The sequence below is a fragment of the Paenibacillus alginolyticus DSM 5050 = NBRC 15375 genome, assembly GCF_000422905.1.
GTDB lineage: Bacteria > Bacillota > Bacilli > Paenibacillales > NBRC-103111 > Paenibacillus_E > Paenibacillus_E alginolyticus.
On the sequence record NZ_AUGY01000034.1, the window covers coordinates 49,162 to 64,789 of the forward strand.

General features: G+C 46.9%; 14 protein-coding genes. 11 read left to right on the plus strand and 3 right to left on the minus strand.

Annotated features, from left to right (window positions below):
* The first annotated feature begins 9 nt into the window (after positions 1-9).
* Complete coding sequence (locus G519_RS0116185) at positions 10-1,158, plus strand: Gfo/Idh/MocA family protein (RefSeq protein WP_029195603.1); 1,149 nt, start codon at positions 10-12, stop codon at positions 1,156-1,158.
* A gap of 58 nt (positions 1,159-1,216) precedes the next feature.
* Positions 1,217-2,290, plus strand: coding sequence for a Gfo/Idh/MocA family protein (locus G519_RS0116190; RefSeq protein ID WP_029195604.1), 1,074 nt, complete (start codon positions 1,217-1,219; stop codon positions 2,288-2,290).
* 158 nt (positions 2,291-2,448) lie between these two features.
* Here G519_RS0116190 and G519_RS0116195 read toward each other — a convergent pair whose 3' ends face one another.
* Positions 2,449-2,961 (minus strand): thermonuclease family protein, encoded by a 513-nt coding sequence (locus tag G519_RS0116195; RefSeq protein ID WP_029195605.1) that lies wholly within the window; start codon positions 2,959-2,961, stop codon positions 2,449-2,451.
* 185 nt (positions 2,962-3,146) lie between these two features.
* On the opposite strand from G519_RS0116195, the gene G519_RS0116200 reads away from it, so the two are divergent.
* The 3 genes from G519_RS0116200 to G519_RS0116210 all read left to right on the plus strand — a co-directional run bounded on the left by G519_RS0116200 (position 3,147) and on the right by G519_RS0116210 (position 7,463).
* A complete protein-coding gene (locus tag G519_RS0116200) occupies positions 3,147-4,829 on the plus strand; it encodes a DNA repair helicase XPB (RefSeq protein WP_036633116.1) in 1,683 nt (560 codons plus the stop codon).
* Between the two features lie 16 nt (positions 4,830-4,845).
* The gene (locus G519_RS0116205) at positions 4,846-6,885 is read left to right on the plus strand and encodes a helicase-associated domain-containing protein (protein ID WP_029195607.1); all 2,040 of its coding nucleotides are present in this window, start codon (positions 4,846-4,848) and stop codon (positions 6,883-6,885) included.
* A gap of 128 nt (positions 6,886-7,013) precedes the next feature.
* Complete coding sequence (locus tag G519_RS0116210; protein WP_029195608.1) at positions 7,014-7,463, plus strand: YlbF family regulator; 450 nt, start codon at positions 7,014-7,016, stop codon at positions 7,461-7,463.
* 3 nt (positions 7,464-7,466) lie between these two features.
* On the opposite strand, the gene G519_RS0116215 is transcribed toward G519_RS0116210, so the two are convergent.
* Positions 7,467-8,471, minus strand: a complete 1,005-nt coding sequence (locus G519_RS0116215) for an asparaginase (protein ID WP_029195609.1) — start codon at positions 8,469-8,471, stop codon at positions 7,467-7,469.
* A 47-nt stretch (positions 8,472-8,518) separates the two neighbouring features.
* Between G519_RS0116215 and G519_RS0116220 the strand changes: the two genes are divergently transcribed.
* From G519_RS0116220 to G519_RS0116245, 6 genes are all read left to right on the plus strand, one after another.
* Positions 8,519-8,782, plus strand: a complete 264-nt coding sequence (locus G519_RS0116220) for a YlbG family protein (protein ID WP_029195610.1) — start codon at positions 8,519-8,521, stop codon at positions 8,780-8,782.
* A gap of 211 nt (positions 8,783-8,993) precedes the next feature.
* Complete coding sequence (locus tag G519_RS0116225; protein WP_029195611.1) at positions 8,994-9,431, plus strand: hypothetical protein; 438 nt, start codon at positions 8,994-8,996, stop codon at positions 9,429-9,431.
* 112 nt (positions 9,432-9,543) lie between these two features.
* Positions 9,544-10,455: a selenium metabolism-associated LysR family transcriptional regulator gene (locus G519_RS0116230; RefSeq protein WP_029195612.1), complete on the plus strand. Its 912-nt coding sequence runs from the start codon at positions 9,544-9,546 to the stop codon at positions 10,453-10,455.
* A 75-nt stretch (positions 10,456-10,530) separates the two neighbouring features.
* On the plus strand, positions 10,531-11,388 hold the full coding sequence (locus G519_RS0116235) for a PHP domain-containing protein (RefSeq protein ID WP_029195613.1): 858 nt from the start codon (positions 10,531-10,533) through the stop codon (positions 11,386-11,388).
* Complete coding sequence (gene galU / locus G519_RS0116240; protein WP_029195614.1) at positions 11,385-12,266, plus strand: UTP--glucose-1-phosphate uridylyltransferase GalU; 882 nt, start codon at positions 11,385-11,387, stop codon at positions 12,264-12,266. Before G519_RS0116235 ends, galU begins: the two co-directional genes overlap by 4 nt.
* A gap of 44 nt (positions 12,267-12,310) precedes the next feature.
* Complete coding sequence (locus G519_RS0116245; protein WP_051253437.1) at positions 12,311-13,633, plus strand: UDP-glucose dehydrogenase family protein; 1,323 nt, start codon at positions 12,311-12,313, stop codon at positions 13,631-13,633.
* Positions 13,634-13,697: 64 nt separating this feature from the next.
* On the opposite strand, the gene G519_RS0116250 is transcribed toward G519_RS0116245, so the two are convergent.
* Complete coding sequence (locus G519_RS0116250) at positions 13,698-15,458, minus strand: Rqc2 family fibronectin-binding protein (protein WP_029195616.1); 1,761 nt, start codon at positions 15,456-15,458, stop codon at positions 13,698-13,700.
* Between the last annotated feature and the right edge of the window lie 170 nt (positions 15,459-15,628).

Genomic DNA, 15,628 nt, shown 5'->3' on the forward strand with positions numbered 1-15,628 from the left:
GATAACCATATGGAGAAAGTAAGGATTGGTATTATTGGTCTGGGCAATATGGGAACCGGACATGCCAAATATTTGGTGAACAATGAAGTGAAGGGTGCTCAGCTAACCGCAATATGCGAGTTCAGAGCTGACCGCTTGGAATGGGCAAAAGAAAACCTAGGTGAAGGCGTCCAATTATTCGACAATCTCGATACATTCCTTACTTCTGGGACCGTTGACGGTGTATTGATTGCGACTCCTCACTATGATCACCCAGAGGTAGCTGCCCGCTCATTTGAAGCCGGACTCCATGTGTTGTGTGAGAAACCAGCAGGTGTTTACACGAAACAAGTTCGTCAAATGAACGAAGCGGCGCAAGCTTCAGGAAAAGTATTCAGTATGATGTACAATCAACGTACAAATCCATTATATAAAAAGTTGAAGGATCTTGTTTCTTCCGGTGAGCTTGGTGAAATCCGCAGAACGAACTGGATCATTACGAATTGGTACAGATCCCAAAGCTACTACGATTCAGGCGGCTGGCGTGCAACATGGGCAGGCGAAGGCGGCGGTGTACTCATTAACCAGGATCCGCATCAGCTTGACTTGTGGCAGTGGACGATCGATATGATGCCTAAACGGGTTCGTGCATTTTGTTATTTCGGAAAGCATCGCAACATCGAAGTAGAGGACGATGTAACCGCATTCGTAGAATATGAGAATGGCGCTACAGGTTTATTCGTTACAACAACAGGCGAAGCTCCAGGAACGAACCGGTTCGAATTGTCTGGTGACCGCGGTAAAATTGTGATCGAGGATGGCAAGCTGACATTTTGGCGTTTGCGTGTATCCGAGAGAGAATTTAATGAAACCTATAAGGGTGGATTTGGTCAACCGGAGTGCTGGAAATGCGAGATTCCAATTGAAGGGCAAGAAACAGGCCACAAAGGCATCACGCAAAACTGGGTGGATGCCATTCTGCATGGCACGCCATTGGTCGCTCCAGGGGAAGAAGGAATCAAAGGACTGATGCTATCCAATGCTATGCTGTTGTCGACGTGGACAGACAATTGGGTAGATCTGCCGATCGACGAGGAACTGTTCGAGCAGCATTTGCAAGATAAAATTAAAAATTCCACTGTCAATAAAGAGGCTGGTTTTAAAACACTTGTAGTCTAAAAACATGAACACCTCGCGCTAATGCGTACATGGGGTAAGATGGTGGAGGAATTGGGACATGCAGAAAAGTGATGGAATGAATTACGCGCCAAAAGGGAAGCCGAACATTGTTGTTCAAAAAGGGGAGTTCGTTTTCGCTGCTATTGCCTTGGATCATGGTCATATCTATGGCATGTGTAATGGCTTGCAGGAAGCAGGAGCAGAGCTCAAATGGGTTTATGATCAGGACCCTGCTAAGGTAAAGGCATTTGTTGAGAGGTATCCTCATGTGAAAGTAGCGGCGTCTGAGCAAGAAATATTTGACGATGCCGAAGTGAAGCTAATCGCTTCAGCTGCTGTACCTTCTGAACGCGGAGCGCTAGGTGTCCGAGCGATGGAGAATGGTAAAGATTATTTTACAGATAAAGCTCCTTTCACAACGTTAGATCAATTGGCTGCTGCCAAGGCAACAGTTGAAGCGACGGGGCGCAAATTCGCTGTCTATTACAGTGAACGTCTCCATGTGGAAAGCGCTGTTTTCGCGGGACAGCTCATTGAAGAGGGTGCAATTGGCCGTGTCGTGCAGGTCATTGGTTTAGGGCCGCACCGATTGGGTCATTCGAATCGCCCGGATTGGTTTTTCAAGAAAGAAAATTATGGCGGTATTCTCTGTGATATCGGCAGTCATCAAATCGAACAGTTTCTGCATTATGCAGGGTGCAAGGATGCTACTGTTGTAAGCAGCAAAGTGGCGAATTACCATGCGAAGGATTATCCGGAGCTGGAGGATTTCGGTGACGCAACACTGATTGGGGACAACGGGGCGACAAACTATTTCCGTGTGGATTGGCTTACACCGAGTGGTTTGGGGACTTGGGGAGATGGACGGACAGTTATTCTAGGAACAGAAGGCTATATTGAGCTTCGTAAATATATTGACATCGCTCGCGATCCGCAGGGAGATCAGTTATACCTGGTCAACCAGCAAGGAGAAAAGCACTACAGCCTCCATGGGCAAGTAGGCTTTCCTTTCTTCGGCCAGTTGATCTTGGACTGTCTGAATCGTACCGAGCATGCCATGACACAGGCGCATACGTTCAAAGCAGCAGAGCTGTGCTTGATTGCTCAGGCGAATGCAATCCGTGTGGAGTAGGCTTGCACATTAAATGGACAAAAGCTCTCATAGGCATCGATAATTGCCTTTTGGCGTGATAACACAACTGTACGTTTAGCATAAAATTCGGGTAGTTTAGCGGTATTATCGCTAGCTGCCCGTTTTGTTCTATCGGCGCTTGCCTTGGTAATAATCGGTTATTTCTTGGTATCGAATGCTTTATCGTAATCCTGCCAAATGCCTTTCTTCTTATTACGGGCTGATTCTTGATCTTTCTTAAAAGCATCTACGTACTTGACGTTCGGAGGATATGTAGCCATGCGCGCATACCCCTCTTGAACCAGGGTACGGTTGAACAGTTCTTCACCGATCCATACGTAAACGAGCAAACGGTCATATTGATCCTTTTTATCTACATCAAATTCAAGCTCGACGGTTTCCTTCTCCAATCGCTTCTTCGTATAAGCACTTGCTTCTTTTCCATAAAACATAACGGGTGTATTTGGCTTCTTCGTCTCCGGTGTGTCCACACCAATTAATCGTACTTTCTCTTTCTTCCCCTTCATTGTGACCTCAAGTGTGTCTCCGTCCACGATACGTTCCACTTTTACACGCTCTCTGCCAGCTACAGCTGCGGGTTTAGTCCCACAAGCCGTCATCAAGATGACTAGACTAAGCAGTACAGCAAGAGAGATTTTCCATTTGCGCATGAATGACCTCCTAAGAGTTTTCCATTAGGAAAACTTGCATCGTAAGCATTGACTGAGTTTTCGTAAGAAAACTTTCTTCGTAAGCATAAACTGTGTTTTTCTTTAAGTATGTTTTAGACGTTAGCATGACGGGGATGTTTAAATCAAGTGCTTTCCTTTCATACTAGGAAAAAAGGAGGCAGCACATGATTGCCATGGATCCTACCCGTCCTCTGATTGTTCAGAGCGATTTATCGATATTAGTGGAAACGAATCACCCTGAATTTGATACGGTTAGAGGGACAATATCCCGGTTCGCAGATTTGATCAAAAGCCCGGAGCATCTTCACACGTATCGGATTACGCCATTATCGCTGTGGAATGCATCAGCTGCTGGGATGCCAATAGAAGAAATGTCGGATTTTTTACAACGAAATGCCAAATTTGGTGTTCCTACCGGGGTACTAAGCATCATACGTAAATATGTGAAGCGGTATGGCATACTGCGTATGGAGAATGTTGGAAATGAGCTCTATCTAGTTAGCGATGATACAGTCGTGTTAAAAGAAATTAGCGCTTACGATTCGTTGAAGAGGTATCTAGAGGATACTCGCGGAGAGCGCGCTATTGCTATTTCTCCGATTTCACGCGGTGTCTTGAAGCAGGAGCTTATCAAGCTGGGGTATCCCGTAGAAGATTTGGCCGCTTATCGCAGCGGCGAGTTTCTTCCGATTCAGCTTCGGAAGGAAGATACGATGGAAGCCCCGTTCCAACTGCGAGATTACCAAAAGCATGCTGTAGATGCTTTTAACCGTGTCGGAGAAGGCGGCAGCGGTGTGTTAGTGCTTCCTTGTGGAGCGGGAAAGACAGTGGTTGGCATAGCTGCGATGGCCAGATGCAACTGTGCAACGTTGATTCTGACAACAAATGTGACTTCGGTGAAGCAGTGGAAGCGTGAGATTTTGAGCAAAACGGGCTTAGCGGAAGATCAGGTAGGGGAATATAACGGCACTACGAAGGAAGTAAGGCCTATTACAATTGCAACTTATCAGATTTTGACGCATCGCGGGAAGAAAGAAGACGAGTTCTCGCATATGCGGCTGTTTAGTCAGAGAGACTGGGGTCTGATTATTTATGACGAGGTTCATCTTTTGCCAGCCCCCGTTTTTCGGGCTACAGCAGAGATACAAGCGACACGCAGGCTCGGATTAACGGCTACTTTAATTAGGGAAGACGGCCGAGAAGAAGATGTTTTCTCACTTGTGGGGCCGAAGAAATATGATATGGCTTGGAAAGAGCTTGAGTCGAAGGGCTGGATAGCAAAGGTCGCCTGTAAGGAATTTCGAGTGTCTCTATCGGCTTTCGATCGGGATCGTTATGGAGCCTCGGGTGCTAGGCAGCAGTTCAGGATTGCTGGAGAAAATACCGCTAAACTAGAGGTTATTGACTACTTATTGCGGCTTCATGCGAACGAACAGACGTTAATCATCGGTCAATATATTAGTCAGTTAGAGCTTATCGCTGCCCATACCGGCGCGCCCATGATCAGCGGCGGAGTAGCGCATGAAATCCGAGAGGAGCTATACGACCAATTCAAAAAAGGTCAGGTGCCTCTCCTTATTGTATCCAAGGTTGCCAATTTTGCTGTCGACCTGCCCGACGCCGTCGTAGCTATTCAGGTGTCGGGCAGTTATGGTTCGCGGCAAGAAGAGGCGCAGCGGCTTGGGCGTATCCTTCGTCCTAAGAGCAGCGGCACGAACGCAGCGGTTTTCTATTCTCTGATTAGTGAGGATACGAAGGAGCAGGACTTTGCTATGAAAAGGCAGTTATTTCTAGTTGAGCAGGGCTATGAATATAGCATAACAAGTTGGAATCAAACGACGAAATGATGAGAAGGAGCATAGGATGAGATTTGAACATATCGATAGGAAAATGCCTCGAGAACTAAAAGAGCTCATTATGGAACAAAAATGGTGCTCATCTTTCCTGGAGCAAGGCGTGGCATTCCTTGATTTAATGACGGATCAGAAGTACCTTGCTGAGTTGAACCGGCATTTGTTATTGGATGAAAAGCATACGCTGCGTCTCATCGTATCCGCATTTGGCTGTGAACCGTTTACAAGAGAGGCGTTGGAAAAGCAAGCAGCTCTTCGTATGTCCGGTGCGCAAGTCGCTCTTGGCCTTGTTGGACTTAGAAGAGCTGGCGCTATTGCGGCTTTTCGCAAAGCATGGGGGGAGCAGCTTTTTATCCTGCCTGAGGATGCTTTTGCAGCATGGCAGCTGTTGTTGTTTCCGTCCGATCAGCTTCAATCAGGTAAAGAAGATATGGCTCTTGAGTTGTGGGAAGCCGGGAGCGCAGGACAATTAAACATATCAGATCCAGCAAAATCGATTCATCCTAGAGGCTTGGCACAGCAGCTGTTTCATTTTCTGGTGGCTTGTAACCAACAATTAGTTCTTCCGCTCACGAATAAAGGGACTTTACATAAAAAGCAGCTGCAAAAGCTAACGGAACATCTGGCCTTGCCGAATGACATATTACGCTCATCTGGGCTTACTTACGCATTTAGAGACGTTTATGACGAACCTACCGCGCTAATGATTGAAATAGCTATTCGTATGGGTTTCCTATCCATAAATAGCCAAGGTGACGGTTACCTCTTTAATCAACAGTCCTGTCTAAAATGGCTTCAGGACTCCTACGACAGGCAGCAGGGGCAATTATACCAGATTTGGCGTCAGTTGTTGGTTCCTGTACCTGTTTGGCTTGAACATGGCATATCATGGATGGAGAGGGGGGAATACGGGCAGTGGTATGAGGTGGACATTATTGTGAAGGGAATTCGTTCTTGCTGTTCCTTAGGGGGGCAGGTAACGGATGAAGCGTCACTTCGCAAAGCTATCATGACAACATGGATGGTTCCTTTATCTGTTTTCCGTTTCATAGAGTTGGGTATCGATAAGGAAGATCATCTATGGTTTCGCTGGTTAATCACCCCGATTCAACAGGCCTCACATAATAATAAGGAGAATGACCTCAGATCGTCAGAAACGCATGTTGAGGTGCGTCCCTCGCTTTATGTGCAGCCAGATTTCGAAATGTTGCTCCCTCCGGACGTATCACTTCACACAGAGTGGAATATCGCTGCTTTCGCTGATCTCCAAACGACTGATCTTGTTCGAACCTATCGCATAACCAAAGAAAGCTGCTGCCGTGCTTGGGAAAAGGGGATGAGCAGCGAAGAGATGGTTCGGATGCTGCACGAGAATGCTCTTTACGAAGTGCCAGCACATATAACGATTACTTTAGAGCAATGGGGAGAGCAAGCAGGTAAGCTGTATATCGAAGAAGTAACGCTGCTTCGCTGCCGCTCCGAGAATATTGCGGAGGCTTTGCTTAGAAATGAGAAATGCCTTCCACTTCTAGGGGAACGCGTCGGTGGCTCAGACTTTATTGTTTTGCGTGAACATTTGACATTGCTCACGAAGTGTCTAGAGAAAATGGGTTTCAATCCAAGAAGCAGCCGAAAAGACAAGCATGCAGAGGTTTCCAATACGTTGATTTCGTCCGAAAATCAGACAGGTGGCCTTTGTTATTCAAGGGATACCATCCAGCTTTATGAAATGGATACCCATTTGCCGGTGCGGGACGAATTGTATCCGGATATGCAGGATATTCCTGTAAGCTGGATTAAGGAATTTCGAGCGTATCACGGCTCAACACGCAAAGAGATGATCCGTAAAGCTATCGAATGGAAAAGCGTTCTGCAACTTCGAAAAGAAGGGCGAAATCGCTTGATTATCCCCCGAATTCTACGCGAAGAACGATCGGGCTGGATATTGGAAGGGCTGGAGGAATATCAGGAAATTTCATTGGCGAGCGAGGACTGGGAGGAAATGAAGCTTATTTTGCCTGGTATTAACGATGAAGGTGTCTACATGTAGGCTTAAATGAGCCAGAGAGCAAATGGACCTGGATTTCGCTGCAAAGAGAAAAGGAAGAAACTCTTGAGGAACTGTGGTATAGTAGAGATGTTATATATTTTTTGAGAGGAAGGATGTTGATCTTAGTTATGTTACAGACAATGGAAGCAGAAACAATAGATATGTCGGCCGTTCTTATGCAGGCTTATGACATGGGTGATATGATTAATTCCTCTGCTGAAGTGGCAGATTATTTATATTGGAAGATCGCTGTGGAGAACAGCGCAGAAGTTCGGGATCTTAAAGCGGTTTTCGCCAGAAAGAAAGATGCTTTCGAGGAATGCGAACGCTTCGGGCATTACCACCCAAGCTATCACGAAGCATTAGCCGCAGTGAATGAGATTCAGGAGAAGCTGCATGCTGTGGAAGCGGTGCGTAGATTCAAAGAAGCAGAAGACCGTTTGGACGATTTGCTGTTTACCGTTTCTACAACGATCGCGCATGCGGTCTCCGATACGATTAAAGTCCCAAGCAATAATCCACTTCCAACTGGCAAAGGCTGCAGTTCCGGTGGAAGCTGCAGCGGGAATTGCGGGTAAGAACTAAAGCTGGAAATCGGGGCGGATGATTCCGACCTCGGTTCCCTGCCAGTTATGAATGGTAGGGGTGTGATAGGAGGCAAGTTCGCTTACTTCAGACTCCGAGAGCAAGCTTAGCTGCTTCAAAGCTTCGACGACAGCGGGATACAAGGCCCGAACATGACCGTCTTCGATCTTTAAGACGAAGCCAAGTCCTTGCTCAGGAATCGTGACGGCGAAGATGCCCTCGGCTCCCATCTTGCCGATAATACGGCCACCCGTTACCTCGATTAATCGCGTATCGAAGCGGTCGCTTCCCGCGAGGAATTGAGGATATTTCCGCACCGCGGCGACAATTCTTTGGCAAGCGTTTGCACGTGCTTGCGCCAATTCGTCAGGGCGGCCTAATCTGGCGATGGCAAGTGCCAGTTGGTCAATTCTCATGCCGAATACGGGCACCCCGCAACCGTCAATCCCGAGCTGCATCTCCGGCTTCGGCACGCCGGTCATGGCACATACGGCATCCAGCATAAGCTGCTGAACAGGATGCTGGATGCTCATGTACGTATCCGGCGATGCGCCAAGATGTGCGCTAAGCGCCAGCATGCCCGAATGTTTGCCCGAGCAATTGTTGTGCAAGGTGCTCGGGGATTCACCTCGCACGCGCATCGCCTGTGCGGTCGGCGCGTGGTAAGGCTCATGTGCACCGCACTGCAGGTGCTCATGGTGGTAACCGAGCTTGCCCAGGATACCCTGGGCCGTGCTCACGTGCTCAGCTTCCCCGTTGTGGGAAGCGCAGCATAAGGCGATTTCGGCATCGGTGAGGCCGAAATGATCAGCCGCGCCGGATTCTATTACCGGCAATGCTTGAATGAGCTTCGCTGTCGAACGAGCGAAGGTGAGCAGCTGCGGGTCGCCAGCTTGATGCAGCAGCGTCCCCCCAGTGTTAACGACCGCGAGATGGACGCGGTGAATACTTTCTGTTATGCTTCCACGGAATATGCGAACAATGGTGTCAGAAGGCTTCATGCAGTGATATCACTCCATACTAGGATTATTGAAAAGAGGTTGCAATCATGATGATCGAGCGTAGCGGATTAATCATTTGGGTAAACGATATCAAAGCCGCGAGAAACTTGGAACGGTTCGGTTCCCTTCATTACATATCCAAGAAAATGAATTATGCCGTTCTTTATATACATGCCAGCAAAGTAGATGAGACAACACGGAACCTTTTGAAGCTCCCGTACGTCAAAAAGGTAGAGAAGTCTTACCGTAACGAAATCAAAACCGAATACAGTAGTGATGTGCCGGACAAAACTAGATTTTACACCCTTTGAGGCTGCAGTGCAAAACGAAAGCTTCGTAAGAAGCTTTTTTTATTTTTTGAATTTTTAGAAAATAAGCATTTTTTCATGATTTCACAAATATTTATTAATAATTTTATATATTCTTTCATGGGAAAAAAAGTTATAATCAAGTAAAATATAACTTACAGGCAAATAGGGAATAGGTACACGGTCTCATTTTAGTAGGAAAGGGGTTGTGATCATGAAAGACAAGGTGATGGGGAGATGGAGTACTTATGAACCATTCTTCGTACAGCTGGGTGACAAGAAAGTGGCGGACGTCGTGATCACGAATCATGCGAAGCTGAGATGGAGTGATCGTGTTTCTAGCGAAAACAATTCACTCGAGGAAATTTGCGCTTTTCTGTGGGAAAAGCTTAAAAATGATAGCATCGTCCCTTATTATCGCAATGAAGAAGACGTTTATCTCATTGATGATGACCTAGTCGTTGTTGCTGAGTTTTCCCATTTGGAACATGAGACCGATCTCGTGGGCAATCCGCTTCACAAAATGATTATTGTTACTTTCCTTGGGAAAATGTCGGAAACGATGGAGCTTCGTGATTTGAAGTCTTACTATTCTTGGCTTAGACACTCGCGTCGCATGACACTGATCAAGAACAGTCGCAAGCGTCGATAACCGAATAGGTTGCTTAACTGGAGTGTGTCGATGAAGGCATGCTCTTTTTTGCGTCTTAATGGACTGTATGCTTGCGATTTCATATAATGGAAACAAAGAGAGGCGGGTTTGCATGGCACTTAATTTTCATCAACTACATATTTTCTTTACCGTGGCGGAGAAGGGCAGCTTCTCTCATGCGGCGGGAGCCCTACATATGACACAGCCTGCGGTGACCATGCAGGTACAATCATTGGAAGATTATTTCGGCGTCAAGCTGTTTCACCGCAGCACCAAAAAGATCGAGTTGTCTGAAGCAGGACGAGCTCTGCTGCCTTTTGCTAAAAACAGCATTGAACTAATTCGTGAGACGGATGTTGCTATGTCCAGATTTACGAAAATGATTGAAGGACGGCTGCAGTTGGGAGCCAGCTTGACGATGGGGGAATACATTTTACCTCGTCTTCTTGGACCCTTCAGCAAAGACTATCCTAACATTTCCGTATCGATGAAAGTGATGAATACGACTCAGATTTTGGACGAGGTCCTGGGTCATCAACTCAATTTCGGACTTGTCGAAGCGCCGATTCATCATCCGGACGTTCATACGGAAGCGATTTTAAGCGATGAGCTTAAGCTCATTGTGCCAGCGGATCATCCATTAGCCGATATGGAGGTTGTCACTCTTGAAGAGGTTTTGAAATATCCGTTCGTTCTTCGTGAGCAAGGTTCCGGGACGAGAAGAGTGATGGAAGAAGAGTTCGCGCGCTGCAACATGAATTGCTCTTCCATGAAGATTGTCATGGAGCTGGGCAGCACAGGTGCTATTAAATCTGCTGTTGAAGCGGGTTTGGGTATATCCATTCTTTCCCAGTCTTCCGTTAAGCATGAAGTGACGCTAGGCCTCTTTAAAGTGAAGCAAATCGAGAACATTGCCTTCGAACGCAGCTTCTATGCCATTTACTTGAATTCTACGCTGCTGCCAATATCGGCTGTAAGCTTCATGACCTTCTTACGGCAAGAGGATCTGAGCCGCTTCCTTTAATATTTTACATAAGTCTACAGTTCGCTTAATGATGAGTTCATAGTTGTCATTTACGATGAAGGAAGGGAATAGAAAATGTCTGCAAGAATCGAAGCGGATTTACATACACATACGACAGCCTCAGATGGGACCCAGCGCCCTGCGGCAAACGTTCAAATGGCGTTCGACGCCGGACTAGGCGCTATTGCGATCACTGACCACGATACGGTCTCAGGTGTCGAAGAGGCGCTCTTAGCGGGCCGTGAGCTCGGTATTGAGGTCGTGCCAGGCGTAGAAATCTCCACGGTTGCTAATGGTCAGGATATCCACGTGCTAGGTTATTATATGGACATTTATAATGAGCAATTTCTTCAAAGACTGGCGTCTTTGCGAGAAACGAGAGATACCCGCAATAACATGCTTATTGAGCGATTACAGGAGCTTGGTCTAGACATTACCATGGCGGAAGTGCTGCTGGAAGTGGAGAATATAAAGACTAAAGGCGACACAGTTGGACGGCCTCACATCGCTGCGGTACTGCTGAATAAAGGCTACGTGAGCTCGATTAGCGAGGCATTTGAGCGGTATTTAGGAAAGGGTGCTGCCGCTTATGCCAATCCACCAAGGATTGAACCGGCTACGGCGATTGGGTGGATCCAAGAAGCGGGAGGAAAGGCTGTCCTCGCACACCCGGGTATTTACCATGATGATGCCCTTGTAGAGGCAATTGTCCATCAAGGCTTGGACGGTATTGAAGTTTATCACTCCGATCATACACCGGAAGATGAGGCGAAATATTTCAGCCTTGCACAGCGCTCTGGACTACTCATAACGGCTGGTTCTGATTTCCATGGTGAACGAGGCGGTGTCGTATTCCACGCACCTATCGGTTCGAGGCGAATAGGAATCGATGTTATACAACGCCTAAAACCAGAGAAGGAGCAGCGTACATGAAGAAAATTCGCAAAGCTATTATCCCGGCAGCAGGCTTGGGAACTCGTTTCCTCCCAGCTACAAAGGCGCAGCCCAAAGAGATGCTGCCAATTGTCGATAAACCTGCCATTCAATATATCGTAGAAGAAGCAATTGAATCTGGCATTGAAGATATTATTATTGTCACTGGACGCAATAAGCGCGCAATTGAAGATCATTTTGACAAATCGGTTGAACTTGAGATGATGCTGGAGGAAAAAGGCAGTACGCGGCTTCTCGAAATCGTGCAATCTGTTTCGAATCTGGCTGATGTTCACTATATTCGGCAAAAGCAGCCTCTCGGACTGGGTCATGCGATTCTATGCGCGCGCAAATTTATTGGGGATGAGCCATTCGCGGTGCTGCTTGGCGACGATATACTCCAATCCTCGCCGCCAGGACTTAAGCAAATGATGGACATTTATGAACAATCTGAAACGTCGGTCATAGCTGTGCAAGAGGTACCATGGGAAGATGTAAGTAAGTATGGAATCGTGTCTCCAGCAAGCAGCCTGGACAAGTACCAGTTGATAGAAGATCTGGTTGAGAAGCCGGACCGAGATCAGGCGCCTTCGAATTTAGCCGTTATTGGACGATATATCATCATGCCGGAAATTTTCGGCATCTTGGAGAGACAAGAGCCTGGCCGCGGCGGTGAAATTCAATTGACCGACGCTTTGCGCGTACTTAACAGGCAGCAGCAAATGGCAGCCTACCTGATGCAAGCTAAGCGCTACGACGTTGGCGATAAGATGGGATACATTGAAGCGACCATCGAGCTTGCCTTGCAGCGTCCGGATTTACAGGACCAAGTAAAAGCCTATCTATTATCTCTGATTCATCAGTTGGAATTGAAATAGAGAATCGCTGATAGAAGCTTGGGAGGTTGGATGGAATGGCACAGGTGCATCGAATTGCAGTTATTGGAACGGGATATGTCGGACTGGTATCGGGTACTTGCTTCGCGGAGATGGGGCATCAGGTGATTTGCGCTGATCGTGACGAAGGAAAAATAGCACGCTTGCAGCAAGGGGATATGCCAATCTATGAACCTGGTCTGAAGGAGTTAGTTTCGTCCAATCTGCTAGCCCAACGCTTATCGTTTACTTCTCTAATCAGTGATGCCATTGTTGAATCCGATATCATCTTCATAGCTGTTGGGACACCAACAGAGGACAATGGCGATGTAGATATGACCCAAGTTAACAGCGTTATTGCAAGTATTGCCGCCTATTCCACTACTTCCAAGATCATCGTGATGAAAAGTACCGTTCCGGTAGGAACCGGCCGCTGGGTAGAAGAGCAGTTGAAGTCGTTAGCTGCTGCTCATTTAGACATGCACGTCGTTTCCAACCCTGAGTTTCTTAGAGAAGGCTCTGCGATAGAGGATACCTTTCATCCGGATCGTGTCGTCATTGGTGCGGATCACCCGGAAGCAGGGGCTCGAATTGCTGCCCTGCATGCTCCTTTGCGAACTGAGCTGCTTCTCACAGACCGCGAAAGCGCTGAACTTATCAAATACGCCTCCAACGCCTTTCTGGCAGCCAAAATTTCATTCATAAACGAAATGGCTCATGTGTGTGAGAAGGTGGGTGCTAATGTTGGCCTTGTGGCCAAAGGCATGGGGCTGGATCGCCGCATTGGTCCTCATTTTCTGAACGCGGGCATTGGATACGGAGGCTCCTGCTTCACCAAAGATACGAAGGCGCAGCTTAAGCTTGCTCAGAATGTCGATTATGATTTCAAAATATTACGTTCCGTAATTGAAGTGAATCACTTGCAGCGAGAACGTTTTGTACATAAAATTGAACAGGCAGTCGGCAATTTGAACGGGAAGCAGATAGCTGTCTTAGGTTTGGCTTTTAAGCCGAATACAGACGATTTGCGCGATGCTCCCGCGCTTGATATCATTGCCGCACTTAAAGATCGAGGCGCCATAGTTAATGCCTATGACCCTGTTTCTACAGGGCATGCTGCTCGGCTCCTCCCGGAAGTGAACCTGCTCACCGATCCTTATCTTGCCCTAAATGAGGCTGACGCCGTGGTGATCACGACGGAGTGGGAAGATATTCGCCGTTTGAACTGGCGTCTGGTCAGAGGCCTTGTGAAGCAGCCCCTCATCGTGGATGGACGGAATATATTTGAACCGGAAGAGATGAGCAGACTCGGTTTTACCTATGTGTCGATCGGCAGAAAAACAGTCGCGTTGGACATGGTTACTTCATAAAAATAGGACATAAATAGAACCTAGCGGGTTTAACTCGCTAGGTTCTTTATTCTCCAAATGAAATTTATTTTATCGTGACGTTCATCTGCTTAATCATATTCTCATCCGGCGTCACGAATAGCGTCTTCTGATTCACATAGATGACAAATCCGGGCTTTGACCCATTTGGCTTATGGACATGTTTAATGGCTGTATAGTCAACAGGGACTTGGCTGGATTGTTTGGCTTGACTGAAGTAAGCGGCCAATTGGGCTGCCTCCATCAGGGTAGTCTCTGAAAAGCTGTCGCTGCGAATCACGACATGGGAGCCAGGAATATCCTTCGTATGCAGCCATGTATCCATAGAAGAGGCAAGCCGATTCGTTAAATATTCGTTCTGCGTATTATTTTTACCAACATAAATAGGGACACCTTCACTGGAAAGGTAGCAGGCCAAAGCCGGCTTATCTTTCTTTTTCTTTTTACGCTGTTTTTTGTTACGGTCGCGTACATAACCTTGCTCCATTAGCTCATCGCGGATCTCTTCGATATCGGTTAGAGAAGCGACACTAAGCTGCTGCAGCAAGGAGTTTAAGTACGTGATCTCTTGATGGGTTTGAGCAATTTGTTCCTCGACAATCGCCGTGCTATTTTTCATTTTTGTGTACTTTTTAAAATACCGCTGAGCATTTTCAGAGGGGTTCAACAGCGGATCCAGCTTTATTTTAATCAAAGCCTGGTCCTCATCATAGTAATTGATGATCTCGACCTCACGATCCCCTCTTTTGATCAGGTGAAGGGAGGCCGTCAACAGCTCGCCGAGAATCCGATATTTGTCGGCATCTTTGGAGTCATCAACGGTTTCTTGAAGTTTTTCCAGCTTTTTAACATTTTTATTTGCTTCATTATGCAAAAAACGGAGCAAATCGGCCACACGTTGTTTGACCGTATCTCTTTCCGCTTTGTCGCCATAGAAGTGCTCCAAACAATCACTCGGTGTCGCATAGGTCGTAGAAATACCGGCAATGTGTGTTAAAGGTGTCATAGCAAAGAACAATTTACCCGTACCTTCTTGCTCGACAATGACGGGTTCGTAGCGATGCTGACGTATAGCCGCCATCACATCATGGAAAGCTGTCCACAAGGCCGCTGAGTCTATTTCTTGTTCGTTGTTCCCGCCTTGACGGCTGCGGAATACGATTTCTTTGGCGATCAAAGGACTAAGACCACTAAATGCAGTGACTAGTTTTTGTTCTGGTTTATCCGTGGACTCTTCTTCACCGGGATCTTGCTGAATAGCATTCAGGAACGAAGAGGCATTAGCCTCTAATGGATTTTGCTTATCTTGCTCAGGCGGCGTAACATACTTACTTCCCGGCATAACAATCCGATAAGAGCTAATCGCAGGTGTAACGTGATGGATGCCGTCTAGAATCGTTTCCGTTGCTGGATCCAGAAGAATAATATTGCTGTGTCGACCCATGATTTCCACAATAATCTGTTTGGTGCTCATATCTCCTAATTCATCGCGATGACGAATTTGCATACGGATGACCCGCTCCATACCTATTTGTTCCACGGCTTCAATCACACCGCTCTCACAGTGCTTGCGAAGCAGCATGCAGAACATAGGAGCATCCATTGGGTTTAATGAGGACTGCTCGGTGATCTGGACCCTCGGATAGGTAGGATTTGCTGAAAGAAGAAGTTTCACATTTTGCCCTTGTGCTCGGATGTGCATAATAACGTCATTTTCGGTGGGCTGGTGAATTTTATTGATTCGGCCTCCTACACACGCTTGCAGTTCGTGAACAATTGCATGAAGGACTAGTCCGTCTAAAGCCATGATACATACAACTCCATTCTAGGGAGCTAATTGCAATGTGCGTTGAAATCGCCATTAGCTCCTCGGTTAAAAACTTTGCTAACCTCTATGATGCCATACTTTTCACAAAAACTTAAGTGTTAGTCGGCAAGAAAGATGATTTCAGGGATATTTTCCTGCTTGTCTGAATA

Coding starts and splice junctions, on each gene's coding strand:
- G519_RS0116210 (WP_029195608.1), top strand. CDS start 7,014: ATGTTACAGACAATGGAAGCAGAAACAATAGATATGTCGGCCGTTCTT.
- G519_RS0116200 (WP_036633116.1), top strand. CDS start 3,147: ATGATTGCCATGGATCCTACCCGTCCTCTGATTGTTCAGAGCGATTTA.
- G519_RS0116205 (WP_029195607.1), top strand. CDS start 4,846: ATGAGATTTGAACATATCGATAGGAAAATGCCTCGAGAACTAAAAGAG.
- G519_RS0116195 (WP_029195605.1), bottom strand. CDS start 2,961: ATGCGCAAATGGAAAATCTCTCTTGCTGTACTGCTTAGTCTAGTCATC.
- G519_RS0116190 (WP_029195604.1), top strand. CDS start 1,217: ATGCAGAAAAGTGATGGAATGAATTACGCGCCAAAAGGGAAGCCGAAC.
- G519_RS0116230 (WP_029195612.1), top strand. CDS start 9,544: ATGGCACTTAATTTTCATCAACTACATATTTTCTTTACCGTGGCGGAG.
- G519_RS0116225 (WP_029195611.1), top strand. CDS start 8,994: ATGAAAGACAAGGTGATGGGGAGATGGAGTACTTATGAACCATTCTTC.
- G519_RS0116250 (WP_029195616.1), bottom strand. CDS start 15,458: ATGGCTTTAGACGGACTAGTCCTTCATGCAATTGTTCACGAACTGCAA.
- galU (WP_029195614.1), top strand. CDS start 11,385: ATGAAGAAAATTCGCAAAGCTATTATCCCGGCAGCAGGCTTGGGAACT.
- G519_RS0116215 (WP_029195609.1), bottom strand. CDS start 8,471: ATGAAGCCTTCTGACACCATTGTTCGCATATTCCGTGGAAGCATAACA.
- G519_RS0116185 (WP_029195603.1), top strand. CDS start 10: ATGGAGAAAGTAAGGATTGGTATTATTGGTCTGGGCAATATGGGAACC.
- G519_RS0116220 (WP_029195610.1), top strand. CDS start 8,519: ATGATGATCGAGCGTAGCGGATTAATCATTTGGGTAAACGATATCAAA.
- G519_RS0116235 (WP_029195613.1), top strand. CDS start 10,531: ATGTCTGCAAGAATCGAAGCGGATTTACATACACATACGACAGCCTCA.